This window comes from Cryobacterium adonitolivorans (assembly GCF_004402695.1).
Classification (GTDB): Bacteria; Actinomycetota; Actinomycetes; order Actinomycetales; family Microbacteriaceae; genus Cryobacterium; species Cryobacterium adonitolivorans.
In genome coordinates this window covers 41,044-57,451 of record NZ_SOFL01000022.1, presented here as the reverse complement: position 1 = coordinate 57,451, position 16,408 = coordinate 41,044, and the positions used below count along the sequence as shown (strand labels likewise).

The 16,408-nt window shown below is 70.2% G+C and carries 10 protein-coding genes; 2 read left to right on the top strand and 8 right to left on the bottom strand.

The window, feature by feature from the left end; genetic code table 11:
- Positions 1 to 90: 90 nt before the first annotated feature.
- The 4 genes from E3O42_RS06535 to E3O42_RS06520 all read right to left on the bottom strand — a co-directional run bounded on the left by E3O42_RS06535 (position 91) and on the right by E3O42_RS06520 (position 4,615).
- A complete protein-coding gene (locus tag E3O42_RS06535; RefSeq protein ID WP_241984679.1) occupies positions 91 to 429 on the bottom strand; it encodes a DUF6804 family protein in 339 nt (112 codons plus the stop codon).
- The gene (locus tag E3O42_RS06530) at positions 429 to 2,336 is read right to left on the bottom strand and encodes a DUF2207 domain-containing protein (RefSeq protein WP_134453165.1); all 1,908 of its coding nucleotides are present in this window, start codon (positions 2,334 to 2,336) and stop codon (positions 429 to 431) included. The genes E3O42_RS06535 and E3O42_RS06530 overlap by 1 nt, the downstream gene beginning before the upstream one ends.
- Before the next feature lie 107 nt (positions 2,337 to 2,443).
- Positions 2,444 to 3,004 carry a GDSL-type esterase/lipase family protein gene (locus E3O42_RS06525; RefSeq protein ID WP_134453164.1) on the bottom strand — a complete coding sequence of 187 codons (561 nt, stop codon included), beginning with the start codon at positions 3,002 to 3,004 and terminating at the stop codon, positions 2,444 to 2,446.
- Positions 3,005 to 3,013: 9 nt separating this feature from the next.
- Positions 3,014 to 4,615 (bottom strand): SDR family oxidoreductase, encoded by a 1,602-nt coding sequence (locus E3O42_RS06520; RefSeq protein ID WP_134453163.1) that lies wholly within the window; start codon positions 4,613 to 4,615, stop codon positions 3,014 to 3,016.
- A gap of 110 nt (positions 4,616 to 4,725) precedes the next feature.
- On the opposite strand from E3O42_RS06520, the gene E3O42_RS06515 reads away from it, so the two are divergent.
- Positions 4,726 to 5,631 (top strand): TOMM precursor leader peptide-binding protein, encoded by a 906-nt coding sequence (locus tag E3O42_RS06515; protein ID WP_166787912.1) that lies wholly within the window; start codon positions 4,726 to 4,728, stop codon positions 5,629 to 5,631.
- On the opposite strand, the gene E3O42_RS06510 is transcribed toward E3O42_RS06515, so the two are convergent.
- Positions 5,522 to 7,243 carry an ATP-dependent helicase gene (locus tag E3O42_RS06510; protein ID WP_241984678.1) on the bottom strand — a complete coding sequence of 574 codons (1,722 nt, stop codon included), beginning with the start codon at positions 7,241 to 7,243 and terminating at the stop codon, positions 5,522 to 5,524. The genes E3O42_RS06515 and E3O42_RS06510 overlap by 110 nt on opposite strands.
- Positions 7,236 to 8,204 (bottom strand): NAD(+) diphosphatase, encoded by a 969-nt coding sequence (nudC, locus tag E3O42_RS06505; protein WP_134453161.1) that lies wholly within the window; start codon positions 8,202 to 8,204, stop codon positions 7,236 to 7,238. The genes E3O42_RS06510 and nudC overlap by 8 nt, the downstream gene beginning before the upstream one ends.
- A gap of 93 nt (positions 8,205 to 8,297) precedes the next feature.
- Between nudC and E3O42_RS06500 the strand changes: the two genes are divergently transcribed.
- Entirely contained in the window at positions 8,298 to 9,533 is a 1,236-nt protein-coding gene (locus E3O42_RS06500) for a phosphotransferase (protein ID WP_134453160.1), read from the top strand.
- On the opposite strand, the gene E3O42_RS06495 is transcribed toward E3O42_RS06500, so the two are convergent.
- Positions 9,425 to 12,901: an ATP-dependent DNA helicase gene (locus E3O42_RS06495; protein ID WP_134453159.1), complete on the bottom strand. Its 3,477-nt coding sequence runs from the start codon at positions 12,899 to 12,901 to the stop codon at positions 9,425 to 9,427. The two genes, E3O42_RS06500 and E3O42_RS06495, sit on opposite strands and share 109 nt — an antisense overlap.
- A complete protein-coding gene (locus tag E3O42_RS06490; protein WP_241984677.1) occupies positions 12,898 to 16,392 on the bottom strand; it encodes an ATP-dependent helicase in 3,495 nt (1,164 codons plus the stop codon). The genes E3O42_RS06495 and E3O42_RS06490 overlap by 4 nt, the downstream gene beginning before the upstream one ends.
- Between the last annotated feature and the right edge of the window lie 16 nt (positions 16,393 to 16,408).

Sequence of the window (16,408 nt, the reverse complement as noted above, 5' to 3'; positions counted from 1 at the left end):
GCAACTTTCAGTCACTTGTGCACTGATGGTCGCGGGGCCACGGTCGAGCCCGGCTCCAGACGCATCATTAGTCTATGCCCGCCCCCGGAATTAGCGGTGCACCGCGGTCGGGACCTTGGTTCGGATTCCGACGATGATGAAGATCAGGGCGGCGATGAATTGCGCGGATACCCAGCCCTGGCCGTGCAGCTCGATCACGACGATCGGATTCCACAGCACCGCGATGGGCACCAGGCCGATGAGCCACCACCACGACTTGGCCTGGATGACGAAGACGCACATGATGAGGGCCAGGATGCTGACGATGTAGCGGATGATCACGAAGCTGTCGACATCGAGCAGGGCCAGTCCGGCCAGGAGTGCGATGGCGCCGAGCAGGCCGGGTGCCAGAGCCGAGCGGGTGTAGGTAGGTTCTGCCGGGGTGCCCATCAGACGCCCCCTCCCCCGCCGCCGCCTCCGCCGCCGCCGACGGAGCCTCCACCGCTCGAGCCTGAACCGGCCGAACTCGATGCGACGCCCGTCGATGCGGACGAGGCAAACGCTGAGACGCCGGTGGCGAAGTACGCGGCGCTGAACGGCGCGGTGCCGACGTACCAGTCCGGCTGCTGGTGGGCATCGGCGTAGTAGTCGCCGAGCACCGTGGACCATTCCTTCTCTTGACCGGTGAGCACGGCGAGCGGCAGCAGCCGTTCATAGAGCTTGAGCACCTGCACGGGTTCGGTCACCACCGCACCGGTCGATTCGGGCCGGTACGGCGTGCGCAGGGCGCCCGAAGGGCTCTGCAGCACCCGAAGTCGGTCGGCTTCGGCAAGCGAGATGTACACGGATACGCCCTTCAGGTAGTCGCGCAATTCGGCGCCGCGAGCGGTGAGCGGTCGCACGTCGGCGATCACGGTAACCGTAACAATCGCCGCGGCCAGGCCAACGATCAGGAACAGTGCCGGCCACGCCCCGGCGATCTCCGTGGCGAACGAGATGATGCTCGCGATCATCGCGACGAAGCCGGCGACGACGGCCACGCCCAACAGCCAGCCTCTGAGGGCGCCGCCCTTCTTCTCGCGCAGCCCGTCGGCGAGCAGTTGCTTACGGGCGGCACTCCGCGCTGCGGTGAGGGCGGTACCCATTTTCGCATCCGTCTTCCTGAAATCACGGATCGTGCCGATGTCCTGGTGGGCGGAGAACAGCGCGTCGAGTACCGCGCGTTCGGTGGGGTCCAGGCCCGCCCGGGAGCGCAGTTCGAGGAGGTAATGGTTCTTACCCGCACCCTCAAGGACCCGAAGATTGCCGTTCACGGCGAACTGCAGGAACTGGGCGGTGAGGGACTTGCCACTGGCCTTGGCGCCGAGCACACCGCCGGCCTGTAGCAGGTTCACGCCCGCCGGCGGCAGGTATTCCGCGATGATGGTGGGCCGGCCAGGCTGGTTGCGCCACCGTGTGTTGCGCGCGACGACGCCGATCACGGCCGTGGCCAACGCCGCCAGCGACGCGAGGAGCGCGATCGTGGGGAACACGTTTGCCGTGAACGAATCGTCCCGGGGCACGAACGTTCCCTCGTCGAAACCCACGGCCAGGGCCAGGCCCTCGCGCGGTGCCAGGTCGCGTGCGGTGGCTTCGATAACCCATTCGTCACCGTCGGCGGCGCTGCCGAGCGCGTCGCAGGTCGCACCGGATGTCGACGCGCCCTGGTAGCAGGCGGTCTGTCCGGTGAGGGCGGGAACCAGGTCGGCTGCCACGTGCACTGTCGCTGAGACGGTGCCGAACGGCTGGGACCATCCGGTGCCGTTCACCTCCCAGAAGAACTCCTCATCCGGGGTGTCGTCGGGGAAGTGGGCTATGTTCTTCTGGCTGTAGCTGATGACGTACGTCTGTTCGCCGTGCACGAAGCCGTCGTCCGCGATGGTGACCATGAGGTACTCATCATTCGAGTCGTCACTGTCGGTGTCGGTCTCGTAGTCCCGCTCTCTGCCGGTCTCGTCGGTGACACTGACAATGGACAGCGCGGTGGGCTGACCCCGGTAGTGGGTGGGTATCTGCCGCCGTATCCCGTGGTTCTGGTCAGTCTCCGGGAAACTCGCCACAAGAGTCTCAGTGGTGGCCAGGGTGGAGTGGCCCTCGTCGTCACGGCCGAGCCGGTAGTCGGCGTGCATGGAAGCGAAACTGAAATCGTCAACACCGGTCGCCACGGCGTGGGCAACCGACTGAGGCGCGGATCGCGCGGCCACAGCGCCAGACGGGGCGGCCAGGGCCCCCGCGAGGCTCACGGAGAAGAGGGTGAGCCCGGCGAGAATCGTCGCTGTCAACGACAGTCGCAGGCGGGAACTGACGGGTTGTTGCATGCTCTCATGGTAGCGAGGGCAGTCCGGCACCGGTCACCGGCGGCGGGCCGCCGAGGCGGGGCTCGTCAGGCGGGGTTGGTCAGGCGGGGTTCGTCAGGCGGGGTTGGTCAGGCGGGGTGCCGGCTGACGGACATTGATTCCGGCGGGCGCTCGAGAAGGTCGACCAGCGCCGGTCGAAGCTCGTTGAGCCATACGACGTAGCCGGCTTCGATGAGGTGCAGGCGGTCGGCTGACCATTCGACACTGAGCGTGCCGTCTTCAGCGGCCAACACCGGCCACAGGTCCAGGTAGCGAGCCTTGACCGTCGGCGCGAACTGACGCAAATGCCGGTTGACCGACCGGATCACATGCACGAACTCCTTCTCGCGCGGGGGCACCGACTGGATCAGCAGCCGACTGCCGGGAAGCCGCTTGCGCACGGTGCACAGGATGGTCTCGATGTTGCGCACGATGTACTCGTCCGAGCGGTTCCAGCCCACATCGTTGGTACCCACCTGCAGGACGACGGCGTCGGGATCGACATCGACGACCTGATCGAGCCGGCCCAGGACCTCATCGGTCGTGTCCCCGCTCACGCCGAGGTTGCGCACCTCCAGCTCGGGGAACCTTTCCTCCCATCGAGCACCCGCACTGAGGCCGTCGCCGACGAACACCACCACAGCGGACATCTGCACTCCTCAACGTTTGCTACCATGATGCGCTCCCCGGTGGACGCTGGCTAGGGTCGAAATTGGCAAGGTTCCGTCAGCCGCCGGCTGCTCCCGGGCGCTCACCGGGTTCGCGGGTTCGGCGTCGAGGGTGGCGGCCTCTGTTTCGGCGGCGGCGGTGATGCGGTTGGCCATGCCGCTGAAGATCACGCCGTGGAAGGGCAGGATCAAGAACCAGTAGAGCCGGCCGCCCAGTCCGCGCGGGAAGAACACCGCGCGCTGGCGGTAGATCGAGCCGCCGCCATCCGTCGGTTCGGCACGCATTTCGAGCCAGGCCCGTCCGGGCACGCGCATCTCGGCGCGCAACCGCAGGAAGCTGCCCCGCTCGATGCGTTCGACACGCCAGAAGTCGAGCACGTCACCGGTCTGCAGGCGGTCGGGATGCCGGCGGCCGCGGCGCAGTCCCACTCCCCCGACGATCTTGTCCATCCAGCCACGCACCGCCCAGGCCAGCGGGAAGGAGTACCAGCCGTTCGCCCCGCCGATGCTCTCGATGACCCGCCACAGGTCGGCCGGCTTGGCCGAGGTGCGCTTCTCCTTGAGGTCGGTGTAGACGAGGTGGCCGGCCCAGTCGGGGTCACTGGGCAGCGGGTTGCTCGACGCCCCCTCCGTCGCAGCGTTCTGCCAGCTGGTCTCCACGTCGCCGTCGCGCATCCTGCCCAGCGCCAGGCGCACGGCCCGGCGGTAGGTGGTGAGGCCACCGGCAGGTGGTGGGATCACGGCGTCGATGTCGTGCTCGTGCACTACGCAGTCGTATTGCAGGGACGCGATTATCGGCACGGCAAGGCTGCGCGGGATGGGAGTGACCAGGTTGACCCACTGTGAAGCGAGCCACGGGGTGAGCACGGGCAGCGGCGCGATGGGGCGCTGGTGGAGGCCGGCTTCGACGGCGTAACCGTTCATCATCTGGCCGTACCGCAGCACGTCGGGACCACCGATATCGAAGGTGCGGTTGACGTCGGCGGGCACATCCGCGGCAGCGACCAGGTAGTGCAAAACGTCCCGCACCGCGATGGGCTGGATGAAGTTGCGTACCCAGCGGGGCGCCGGCATGTACGGCAGCACATCGGTCAGGTGCCGGATCATCTCGAACGACGTCGAACCGGAGCCGATGACGACCCCGGCCTGGAATGCGACAGTGGGCACGCCGGAGTCCAGCAGGATGCGGCCGACCTCGGCGCGGGAACGCAGGTGCGGCGAGAGGGTCTGGCTGGCGGGGTGCAGGCCGCCGAGGTAGACGATGCGCGAGACCTGCGCCTCGGCCGCGGCGCCGGCCACGTTCCGGGCCGCCGTGCGTTCGGTCTCTTCGAAGTCGCCCCTTGCGCCCATCGAGTGCACCAGGTAGTACAACACGTCGATGCCGACGCTGGCCCTGGCGACCGAGGACCGGTCACCGAGGTCGCCTTCGACGATCTCGACGTCGTTGGCCCACGGCACGTCGGTGAGTTTCTGGGGCGAACGCACGAGTACCCGCACGCTGTGGCCGGCCTCGAGCAGCTTGGGAACCAGCCGGCCTCCGATGTAGCCGGTGGCGCCGGTGACCAGTACGCGGTGGGCGGTCTTCTCAGTCATTGCGTCAGCCTAGGGCCGGAGTCTGGGCTGGACCTGCACATTCGCGTGCGGCAGCCGGGGCCCTGTGGATGGATCCGGCGGCGGCGCCGCGTCTGGGGGAAGATCGCCGGATGATCCTTCGACTCGACCCGCGATATCCGCTCGTCTGGCGCACCCCGGACACCATCCAGCTGGGCATCGACCGGCCGCTGGCGATCGTGCCCGGTGTGACCGCCCCGCTTGAGGGCGTCATCGCCGCACTGCGGGTGGGGGTTCCCCGGTCGGGTGCGCTGATGCTCGGGCGCCAGGCCGGCGCGACGGATGCGGCGATTGACGCGTTGCTTCGCGCCCTGGCCCCCGCGCTGGTCGGCCTCGACTCCCAGCCGACAGTGCCCGGCGCCGAAACTGCGCCCATCACCGCTACCTGGTTCGGCAGCAGGACGGCCGCCCCATTGCACCGCGGCGACCGCCCGGTCGTTTGCGTCGACGGCGCCGGCGCCACGGCCGACCGGATCCGGAGCTTGCTGGCCGATCTGGGGATCACGGTCGCGACGCCCGGGCAGCTGCCCGACCTGGCCGTGATCGTGGACCACTTCGTGCTCTCCCCGGAGCGGCACGGCCACTGGTTGAGGCGGGACGTGCCGCACTTGCCGGTGCTTTTCAGCGACACCGAGGTGAGGGTGGGCCCGCTCGTCGAGCCCGGCGCCGGCCCGTGCCTGACCTGCCTGGAACTCGAGCACGTCGACGACGACCCGGCCTGGCCCGCGATCGCCAGCCAGTTGCTGCACCGCAGGGCGCCCACCGAAACGCCCCGGCTGGGCATCGAGGTGGCGGCAACGGCGGCCGGGATCGTGCACGATCGGGTGTTCGCGTCCTCGAATGAGTTCGCGGCGGCGTCGCTGGCGATCGACGCGGAGACGCTGATGGTCAGGCGCCGCGCGCACCGGCCGCACGAGCGGTGCGGATGCCGATTTCTGCCAGAAAGCGTGATCGTTCTCGCGGGGAACGCTGCTGGCTTCCGGCCGCAGACCAGCTGAGCGCCAGGCGTCTACGCGCCCGGGTGACACCCACGTAGAGCAGCCGGCGTTCCTCGTCGACCTGCTCGAAGGTGCCGGCGTAGCTGATCGGCACCAGCCCCTCGGAGAGCCCGACCACGAACACGGTGTCCCACTCCAGGCCCTTGGCCGAGTGCAGGGTGGCCAGGGTCACCGCCGACACGGTGGGCTCGTGCTGGCCGGCCTGGCGCTCCATCAGTTCGTCGGTGAACTGGCGGAAGGTGGTGTCGGGGGCGGCCTGGTCGACGAGTCCCATGATCGCGTTCAGTGCCTCCCAGCGGTCGCGAACGGCGCCACGGGTGTCCGGCGCGGTCTGGCTCCAGCCCAGCCCCCGCAGCACGTCGCTGACCGATTTGAACAGCGGTTCGCCCATGATCGACACGGATGCCGCACGCAGAGACATCACCGCCTGCTTCACCTCAGGCAGGTCGAAGAACCGCTTCGACCCGCGGATCTGGAAGCTCACGCCGACGTCGCCGAGCGCGGTCTCGAGCAGCGCGGCCTGCACGTTCACCCGGTACAACACGGCGATGTTTTCCGGCGCCACCCCGGATTCGACGAGTTCGAAGATGCTCTGGGCAACCCCGCGAGCCTCGGCCATGTCGTTGGGGTACTCCCGCACGGCGGGCTCCACCCCGGTCTCGGCGACGGCGGCGTGCAGCGACAGCGCACCGGGCCGGCCGCGCATCAGCTGGTTGGCGGTGGCGACGATGGCGGCCGTGGAGCGGTAGTTCTGTTCCAGGCGCACCACGGTGGCGTCCTCGTAATGCTTGGGGAAGTCGAGCAGGTAGTCGCTGCGGGCGCCGGCGAACGAGTAGATGGTCTGGCTGGCGTCGCCGACCACGCAGAGGTCGCGCCGGTCGCCGAGCCAGAGTTTGAGCAGGTCGTACTGCAGCGGGGAGACGTCCTGGAATTCGTCGACGACGAAGAACCGGTACTGCTCGCGCACCTGCAGCGCCACGGAGGGTTCGGCTTCGATCATGCCGGCCATGGCCAGCAGCACGTCTTCGAAGTCGATCTGCTTGCGGTCGTCTTTGAGTCGTTCATAGCCGGCCTGCATATCGAGGGTCTGGTCGATGTCGAGCCGTCCCGGCAGGGCGCGGCCGGCGGTGGCGTAATGGTCGAGGCTGAGGCCGGAGGTCTTGCGCCATTCGATCTCGCCGGCCAGGTCGCGCAGGGTGGCGGTGTCGAGCTTGAGTTTGAGGACCTCGGCGGCGTGGCCGAGCAGCCGCCCCTTGCCCTCGAGGATGCGCGGCGCCTGGCCGCCGACGACGTGCGGCCAGAAGTAGTTAAGTTGCGACAGCGCGGCCGCGTGGAAGGTGCGCGCGGCGACGCCGCCGGCGCCGAGTTGCCGGAGCCGGCCGCGCAATTCGGCGGCGGAACGGGCGGTGAAGGTGAGCGCCATCACCCGGTTCGGCGAGTAGGCGCCGCTCATCACGCCGTAGGCGATCCGGTGGGTGATCGCACGGGTCTTGCCTGTCCCGGCGCCGGCGAGCATGCAGACCGGCCCGATCAGGGCCTCGGCTGCGACGCGCTGTTGCTCGTCGAGTCCGGTGAGCAGCGACTCGGCCGTGGGGGTCAGCCGGTCAGACACCCGGCTGCTCCGGCTGGGCCAGCCAGTGGTCGAGAAGCGCGCGGGCGATCGACGACGTTCCGGGCAGCATGATGCCGTTCTCCGGGTCGGCGAGCTCGGCGCGGCTGAACCAGCGCAGGTCGAGGATCTCAGTGCCGTCGGGCACCAGCGAACCGGCGTGCTGGCCGTCGGCCAGTCGTGCGGTGAAGCCGACCATGATCGACGCCGGGAACGGCCACGGCTGCGAGCCGCGGTACATCGGGTCGGTGACCCGCATGCCGGATTCCTCGAACACCTCGCGCACGACGGCCGACTCGAAGGATTCACCGGGTTCGACGAAACCGGCCAGCAGCGAGTACCGGTTCGCCTCCCACATGGCGTTGGAGCCGAGCAGCACCCGGTCACGGTCGTCGGTGATCAGGACGATCACGGCCGCGTCGGTGCGCGGGAATACCTGGCTGCCGTCGACGGGGCAGTGCCGCACCCAGCCGCCGGTGGTGACGTCCGTCGGGGTTCCGCAGCGCGGGCAGTGCGGATGGGAGTCGTGCCAGTGCAGGATGCCGAGGGACTCGGTGAGGATGCCGGTGTCCCGGTCGGAGAGCCGCGTGGCGTATTCGCGGAGGCCCACCCACCTGGACTCGTCGGGTTGCAGTGCCGCGGCCTGTTCGTCGGTCAACGGCACGGCCACGATCGGGGTGCCGGCCGGTTCGGCGGCGTCGGCGTCGAGCGACAGGCCGAGGTACACCCGCAGAGCGGAGGCCGGGTCAACGGCGAGATCCGCCGGCGCAAACAAGAGCAGTCTCGGTCGGTCCTCGGAGGTGACAGCGGCGGCGAGCAGCACGGTGCCGCGCCAGAGCGGCAGAACCCTGGTGCCGGCATCCGCCCAGAGCCGCTCGAACAGGTCGGGTTCGGCGCGGGCGTCGTTGTCGCGATCGACGGCGTGCCGGGAGAGCGGCAGCGTAGCCGTGAAGCTGAACGACATGAGACCCCTCAAAGATCGGGCAACACGTGCCGAAGTTGTCTGCAGGCGTGGCGAATAGCCTCACCGGGAGGAACTCGACCTAACCTATAAGGCATGGCCAGATCCCACCTCACTCTAGCCGCGTTGGCCACCAATGCAGTGCCGGAGCTCGACGTTGCCCACGCCCGAAACCACAGTCTCGCAGGCGGCGGGTTGTTCGACTCTGCCCTGCTGGTCACCCGCGATGAGAAGGAGTTGATCATCAGGGTTCCCACGTCGCAGGCCGCCGAAACCGAGCAGTCAGCCGACCTCGTGGCGCTGCGCGCGCTCACGACGGGTAACCGCAGCCGGCTGCCGTTCGACGTGCCGGTGTTCGTGGGCCAGGCGCCGTTCGAGGGCACCAGGGCCGTGGTCTACGAGCGCCTGCCCGGCGCCTCCTACGATGCAGATGCCCTCACCGGCCACGAGGGTGTGTCCGGGTCGATCGGTCGCGCGATCGCCGCCATCCACGGCCTGCCGTCGGCATTCATCGGCGACGCCGGCCTCGTGCAGCAGAGCGCTCAGGATTGCCGCACCGCCACCATCGACCTGATCGACCGGGCCGCGAACACCGGCAGGCTGCCGGCGGCGCTGCTGCGGCGCTGGGAACTGGCCACCGACGACGACGCGCTCTGGCAGTTCGCGCCGACGGTGATCCACGGGTCGCTCGCCGCGGAGTCGTTCCTGATCAGCGACGACGCCGTGTGCGCGGTGCTCGGCTGGTCCGGTCTCTCCGTCGGCGACCCGGCCCGCGACCTCAACTGGCTGCTCGCCGCCCGCGGTGACGCCGCCGAGACGGCCGTGGCCACCTACGCCGCGGCCCGGCAGGGCAACGACCCGCTGATCACCCAACGGGCGATGCTCTACGCCGAGCTGGAACTGGCCCGCTGGTTGCTGCACGGCGTCGACAGCCACGATGAGGTCATCGTCGACGACGCGGTGTCGATGCTCGACGGCCTGGTCGACAACGTGCACAGCCACACCATGAACTCGCTCTCCCCCGACACCGGGCCGATCCTCAGCGTCTCCGATGTCGAGTCGATGCTCAAGGACACACCGCGCACCCGGGCGACCGGTTCCGCCGGCCGCAACAGCGACGACAGCTCCGAATACGGCACCAGCGAGTTCGCGGACACCGGCTCGTTCGCCAGGGTCACGAGCTTCGACGGCACCGGTTTCGACACCGCCGGCTACGACACCGGCTACGGCGACGACTCGACGGGCCCGATCCCCACGGAAGACGCCGCGGATGGCACCTCAGGTGACACGGCCACCGACGACCACGCCGCCAAGAGGTCGTCCTCGGAGTAGAGCCGTTCGGGGGCGACGATGCGGTCGTCGGCGACGAAGTAGAAGATCGCATCGACGCTGGCAGGGTCGATGCCCTTCCATCGTGCGTAGGCGAGCCTGTACAGGGCCAGCTGGGTCTGCTTGAGTTCGAGGTCTGCGGCGTCCTTGGGCGCCTTGCCGGTCTTCCAGTCGACCACCTGGTAGCCGGTGGCGGTCTTGTAGACGGCGTCGAGCTTGCAGATGAAGACCTGGTCGCCCAGTACGTGGTGGATTTCGATCTCCACCTCTTCGGGCGCCAATGTGGCCCACGGCGACCTCTCGAAGGTGGCCTTGAACCGGTCCAGCTGTTCCAGTTCGAGCGGCATTCCGTCGACCGCGTCGGTATCGGTATCGGCGTCGAGGTCGAGGTCGAGGTCGAACTCGTCGACCCCGGCGTCGATGAGGTCGCCGGACGACGCCCCGGTGGAGCGCTGCTCCACCCAGGAGTGAAACAGGGTGCCCAGGCGGGTGGCCCGGTAGGGCCGTTCCGGCATCGGCCGGCGCAGCCTGGCCAGCACCGCGGCGGGATCGTCGACGTAGTCCTTGAACCTGGATGCCGGGATGCGGGTGGGCACGTCGAGGGTGCCGGGGCCGGCCAGGCGCTGGGCGCGTTCGGCCAGCAGCAGGGTCACCTCCCTCGACCAGGGCGTCTCGAGAACGGTGGGCTCAGGGTCGTCGTGCGCCCGCACCAGGGCGCCGGCGGCCTCGACGACGGGGCGGCGGGTGCCGAGCGGGTCGAACGGCCACACCTCGGTGGCGTCCTCATCGGTCTGGGGCTTCTCGTCGAACGCGCTACCCTCGGGCAGCTCGGCGATGAGCCCGGCCTCGGCCAGTTCGAGCAGGTAGCGGCTGGGCTTCCGCACGGTGGTGCCGCCGCCCCAGAACGCCCCGGTGAGCAGCAGCTGTTGCTGGGCGCGGGTGGTGGCCACGTAGATCAGCCGGCGTTCCTCGGCGTCGTGCCGGTCGGCGAGTTCCTCTTTGTACAGCTCGTAGTCGATATCGAACGACAGCTGGGTCTCGTGGCCGAGGCGTTTGAGTTCCGGCAGCTCGGCCCGGTCGCCCCGGCAAGGGTAGGGCAGTTCGCCGAAGCGCAACCAGCCGGAGACCTCGCGGGACGGGGCGGGCAGGTTCTTCTCGGTCAGCCCGGGGATGGCAACGTAGTCCCACTCCAGGCCCTTGGAGCCGTGGATGGTGAGCAACTGCACCGTGCCGGGTTCGGCGGCCTCGCCGCGCGGGCCGAGGTCGTCCTGGCGTTCGGCGCGGGCCAGCCAACGCAGGAAGCTTGCCAGGGTGCCCTGCTCGTCGCTGTCGAGGAAAGCCGAGACGGCGTCGTGGAAGGCGTAGAGGTTGGCCAGGGCCCGGCCGTGGCTCTCGTTGGCGACAAGTTCCAGGTCGAGCAGGGTCTCCTGTTCGATCAGCCGCACGAAGTCGAGCAGCCCCAGGCCGGCCCGGCTGCGCAGCCAGGCCAGCTGCCGGCCGGCCTGGCGCAGGCGCTGCCGGCCGTCGTCGCTGAAGGCCGCCAGCTGGCCGTGCGTTTCGGGGGCGGAGGCGACGAAGTCGAGCGCGTCGACGAGTGACCGGCTCTCTTCTGTGGCCACGGAGGCGCGCAGCTTGGTCTTGAGCTCGTCGGTCACGGCCTTCTGCGCCCAGTCGTGCGTGGCCAGCCAGCCGGCCACGCCGGAGAGGGCCTGCAGGTCGCGCACGCCGATGCGCCAACGGCCGCCGGTGAGCAGCCGGATCAGGTCGCTGCCGGCGGACGGGTCGTGCACCACGCGCAGCACGGCGAGCACGTCGGCCACCTCGGGGGTCGACAGCAGGCCGCCGAGGCCGAGCACGTGCGCGGGCACGCCGTGTTCGCGCAGCACCTCAGCGTAGAACTCCATGTCCCGGCGGGCGCGGAACAGCATGGCGCCGGACTCGGGCACGGCATCCGGGGTGTCGGGCGTGGCCTCGGTGCCCCGGGCGCTGCCTACCCCGGACATGCCCGCCCCTGACGTGCCCGCCCCTGGCGTGCCGAGCCGGTCGGCGAACCAGCGGGCGATGGCGGCGGCCTCGTCGGCGATGCTCTCGTGCATCGCGGCGTGCACCTGGCCGGCGGCCTTGCCCGGCGGCACCTTGAGGGTTTCCACCTGGATGCCGTTCGGCCTGGCGCGCAGCTGGGCGCTTAGTGGAGCGACCAGCTCGTTGGCGGCGTCGAGCACGGTGACCGGGTTGCGCCAGGTGAACGAGAGCGACATCGACGGCGCCTCGGTGTTGGCGAGCTCGGCGAAGTCGGTGGAGAAGCCGAGCAGGTTGGCGGAGCTGGCGCCGCGCCAGCCGTAAATGGATTGGTGCGGGTCACCGACGGCCATCACCGGGTGGTGGGCGAACAGGGTGCGCAGCAGTTCGGTCTGCAGCACCGAGGTGTCCTGGTACTCGTCGAGCAGCACGATGCGATACTGGTCGCGGTAGCGGGCCACCACGGCCGGCACCTTGCGGCAGACCTGTAGGGCAAGGGCCACCTGGTCGGAGAATTCGATAAGGCCCTGGCGGCGTTTCTCGGCCTGGAAGGCATCCGCGAGCTCGGCCAGCACCGGTAGCGGGGCGACGGCGCTGATGGCCTCGAGAACCGAGTCGTAGGCCTTCTTCTTGCGCGGGTTGCCGTAGGGCAGGTCGGCGAGGTAGCCGAAACTGTCCGCCAGCCGTGCGAGGTCGTGCGGCACCGGCTCCTCGCCGGGCACGAACGGGGGCGGGTTCTCGGCCAGGGCGCGGCTGAGCGAGAGCACCGCGTCGGTGACGGCGTCGACGCCCTTGCCGTACTGCACGAGCCGGCCGTCGCCGTTGGCCACGACCACCCGGCGGGCGAGCAGCCAGGCGCTGGTCTCGCTGAGCAGCACCGACTCGGGTTCGCGGCCGAGCAGCAGCGCGTTATCGGTGAACAGCCGGCTGGCGAACGAGTTGTAGGTGGAGACCGCCGGGGCGTTGAACAGATCGGCGGAGTCGAGCGTGCGCACCGAGCCGGGTGCGATCGGGGTGGCATCCGCACCGGCATCCGCGCTCGTCGGCATCAGACCGGCCTCGCTGAGCTGGCGGATGCGATCGTTGATGCGTTCGGCGAGCTCGCCGGCGGCCTTTCGGGTGAAGGTGAGCCCGAGGATCTGGTCCGGCCTGGCATGTCCGTTCGCCAGCAGCCAGAGCACCCGGTTAGCCATGGTCTCGGTTTTGCCGCTGCCGGCGCCGGCCACCACGAGGGTGGGCGAGAGCGGCGCCTCGATCACGGCCTGTTGTTCGCTCGTCGGCGGAAACATGTTCAGCGCCGCGGCGATGTCGAGCGCGGAAACCGCCCGGGCTGGGCTGGTGGAATGGCTCATGAGCTGACCTGCTTGATGACGTGGATGCGGCACGAGCCGTAGGAGCGGGGATTGAGGCAGTGGTCGGCGATCTCCGCCACGAATGTCGCCCCGCCCATCCCGGCGGCGTCGTCAGTGACCCGGGTGGTGAAGGCCGCGAGCTCGTCCGGGCCGAAGGCGCTCTGCGTGGGATTGCGGTAGTTCTGCTTCTGCGTGCCAGAGGACACGATCACCAGGCGCGCGCCGGCCAGCTCCATCCCGGGTTCGAGGCCGTCGATGACCCCGGCGGAGAAGGCAAGCTGGTAGGCGCCGAGCTGCGGGTGCTCGGCGACCCCGGTGTCGCTGGTGGGGTCGCCCTTGCCTGTTTTGAGGTCCACGATCACGGCGCGGCCATCCGGCAGCCTCTCCACCCTGTCGATGGTGCCGGAGAGCACGGCGCCGTCCAGCTCCAGGGCGAACCGCCCCTCGGCGCTGAGCAACCGGGTGCCGTCGCGGGCGCCGTCGCCGAGATAGGCGGCGAGCCGGTCGGTGAGTTCGCGCGCCTGGGTCTTCTGCACCCTGGACTGCCAGTCGGCGTCGAAGACGAGCTCGTCCCAGCGGGCCTCAACGCCGGCCCACAGAGCGTCGGCGGTGATCTCTGCCGGGTCCGGCGTGCGGGCGGGGTGGGTGGCGTCCTCCATCACCTTGTGGATGATGGTGCCGAGGTTGGCCGCGGTGCTGGAATCGCCGCCGCCGATCTGGCCTATCAGCCAGTGCAGCGGACAGGTTTCGAACGCCGACATCCGCGACGGCGACACGCGCACGGGCCCGTCGCCGGCGTCGGGGTCGTTGAGCGGCCGAACCGTGCTGGCCTGACGCAGGCCGTACCAGTCGCCGGGCGACGCGCCGGGCACCTTCTCGCGGGCCAGGCGCGCGAGAGTGGCCGCGGCATCCGTGGCCCTGGCCGGCAGCACGGCGGGCAGTGCCGCGACGGGGTCGGCATCGGCCCCGTCTGCCGCGGGCTGCAGCCGGGGTCGCAGGGTCTGGGTGAGGTCGCGGCGGAGGCGTCCGACCAGCCCGCGAAGCGACAGCGGGTACCGGTTCAGTGGGGCGGGGTCGGGGTCCGGCAGCAGGCGCAGGAACGCCGAGGGCTGGTTTTCGTCGTTGTCGACCGCGGTCACCAGCAGTTCGACGCAGCTGCGGGAGGCGGCCTGGGCGAACATGCGCAGTTCGTCGTGCAGCACGCTCGTGCGGGCCCCGGCCGGGTCGGGGGTCTCCCCCGCCGCGAACAGGGCCAGGTCGCCGGCGCCGAGCAGCGAACCGCGGATGCGCAGGTCGGGCCAGACGTTCTCCTGCATCCCGGCGAGCACCACCAGGTCGAAGTCGCGGCCGATGGTGCCGCTGGGGGTGGAGACGAGCACGGACTCGGCCAGGGCGCGCGGGGCGAGGGTGTCTTCGGGAACGTCGGTGTCGACGAGGTGTTCGACGAAGAGCACCGGCGGAGCCGCCGGGGTGCGTTCGACGAAACGTTGCGCAGCGGAGAAGAGGGCCACGACGGCGTCGAGGTTGCGGTTGGCCTCGTCGGCGTCGATGCCGGTGCCGGTGGACTGCTCGGCCCAGGCCGGGGCGAGGCCGCTGCGCTGCCAGAGCCCCCAGAGCAGTTCCTCGATGGTGGCGCCCGCGGCATAGGCCGTGCGGGTCTGCCGGAGGTTCTTGGCACAGGATGCGGCGCGCCGGGCGGTGCGGTTGTCGATGCGCTCGAGCAGGGCCGGGGTGCGGAAGACCTCGACGAGCAGCTCGTCGGCGGTGCGGGCTCCGTCGTCGGTGAGGTCCTGCTGGCTGAGTTCTTCTTGGCGCAGAGCCGCACGCAGTCGGCGCAGGGTGATCGGGTCGAGGCCGCCGAGCGGGCCGCGGAGCAGGTCCACCGCCGCGTCGGCGTCGAGCGGACGGCGACCCAGGGCGATATCGAGGGCAAGGATGAAGGCGCGCACGGCCGGTTCGTCGCGGAGGGCGGTCTGCGCGGCGGCCACCTGGGTGGGCACCTCGAGCGCGGCCAGGCCCTTGGAGAGGGCGGGCACGAGCGCGCCGGTGCGCACGATCACGGCCATCCGCCCCCAGGGCAGGCCGTCGAGCACGTGGCGTTCGCGCAGACGCCGGGCGATCACGGCAAGCTGGTCTGCGGGGCTGGCGGTGACGACGGTCTGCACTGCGGTGGATGTGGGTACTGCGGTGGATGTGGGTACTGCGGTGGATGTGGGTACTGCGGTGGATGCGGGCACGGTGGATGTGGGCACGATGGGTCCAGGCACGATGGGTGCGGGAGCCGGCGCGAGCTCGGCGGTGCCGGCCGCGCGCTGGGTTCCCGCCGCGGCGGCGCCGATCCGGCCGGTGAACTCGCGGATCACCGCGCGCAACTCGGTGCCGTGCCGGTGCACGGTGTCGAGGGTGAGGGTCGCCACGTCGGGCAGCCCCAGGTAGTGACCGAGCCGGCCGAGGGCATCCGGGTGGGCGCCGCGGAACGACCCGGTGCTCAGGTCCGGGTCGCCGAACGCCACGATCGTGACGCCACGGGCGGCGAACTGAGCCAGCAACGCCAGCGTGGACTGGGTGGCCTCCTGGGCGTCGTCGAGCACGATCAGCTTCAGCGCGCCGAGCGGGCCCAGCGGGTTGCCGGGCGTCACGGCGGCCAGCGTCCTGGGCCCGGCCGTGCCCGCCCGTCGCGCGGGCAGGCGTGGGGCGTCCTGCACGATCGCCGCGGCGAATTGCACGAGCTCGGTGGAGTCGAACTGGCCGGGCCGGCTCTGGTCCTTGATGTCCTGGTAGTCGCCGATGAACGCGGCAGCGGCGGCCCACTCCGGGCGGCCATTGTCGACGGCCAGGGCGGCCAGTCTGGCGGGGGTGACCCCGTATTCCACGGCGCGCATCATCAGGTCGCGCAGTTCCGTGCGGAATCCGCGCAGGCCCCGCACCTCGGCGTCGAGCGGGCTGGGCCAGGCCGGTCCGGTGCCGGAGGCGATGTCGCCCGCCAGGATCTCGGCGATGATCTGGTCCTGCTCGCCGCCGGTGAGCAGGGTCGGGCTGGTGTGGCCGGCCGCCACTTCGGCGTCCCGCACGATCTGGAACGCCACCGAGTTCATGGTGCGGGCCAGCGGGCCGTTGGTGGGCACCCGCAGGCGCAGGGCCAGCCTGTCCCGGAGGGACGTGGCGCCGGTGCGGGTGGGCACGAGCACCAGCACCTCGCTGGGCGAGAAACCGTGGGTGAGCACCCGGTCGGCGACGAACTCGACGAGGGTGTGGGTCTTGCCGGCGCCCGGCGCGCCGATCACGGCGGCCGACCTGTCGGCGGCCAGGCGCAGAACGGCCTGCTGGGAGTCATCCAGGCCGAGGGCCCGACCGGGCGCACCGGGGCCGGCCGACAGCGCCTGAACATCGGGGACGGCGGGATCGTCGAGCAGTTCGGACACCGGGTTCATCACGGTCCAACGGTAACGGGTTGCGCCGACAGTGAACGTGGCGGGCCGAGCATGGGGCATGTCGTAATCTGAGCGG

Coding starts and splice junctions, on each gene's coding strand:
- E3O42_RS06535 (WP_241984679.1), bottom strand. CDS start 429: ATGGGCACCCCGGCAGAACCTACCTACACCCGCTCGGCTCTGGCACCC.
- E3O42_RS06530 (WP_134453165.1), bottom strand. CDS start 2,336: ATGCAACAACCCGTCAGTTCCCGCCTGCGACTGTCGTTGACAGCGACG.
- E3O42_RS06525 (WP_134453164.1), bottom strand. CDS start 3,004: ATGTCCGCTGTGGTGGTGTTCGTCGGCGACGGCCTCAGTGCGGGTGCT.
- E3O42_RS06520 (WP_134453163.1), bottom strand. CDS start 4,615: ATGACTGAGAAGACCGCCCACCGCGTACTGGTCACCGGCGCCACCGGC.
- E3O42_RS06515 (WP_166787912.1), top strand. CDS start 4,726: ATGATCCTTCGACTCGACCCGCGATATCCGCTCGTCTGGCGCACCCCG.
- nudC (WP_134453161.1), bottom strand. CDS start 8,204: ATGTCGTTCAGCTTCACGGCTACGCTGCCGCTCTCCCGGCACGCCGTC.
- E3O42_RS06500 (WP_134453160.1), top strand. CDS start 8,298: ATGGCCAGATCCCACCTCACTCTAGCCGCGTTGGCCACCAATGCAGTG.
- E3O42_RS06495 (WP_134453159.1), bottom strand. CDS start 12,901: ATGAGCCATTCCACCAGCCCAGCCCGGGCGGTTTCCGCGCTCGACATC.
- E3O42_RS06490 (WP_241984677.1), bottom strand. CDS start 16,392: ATGCCCCATGCTCGGCCCGCCACGTTCACTGTCGGCGCAACCCGTTAC.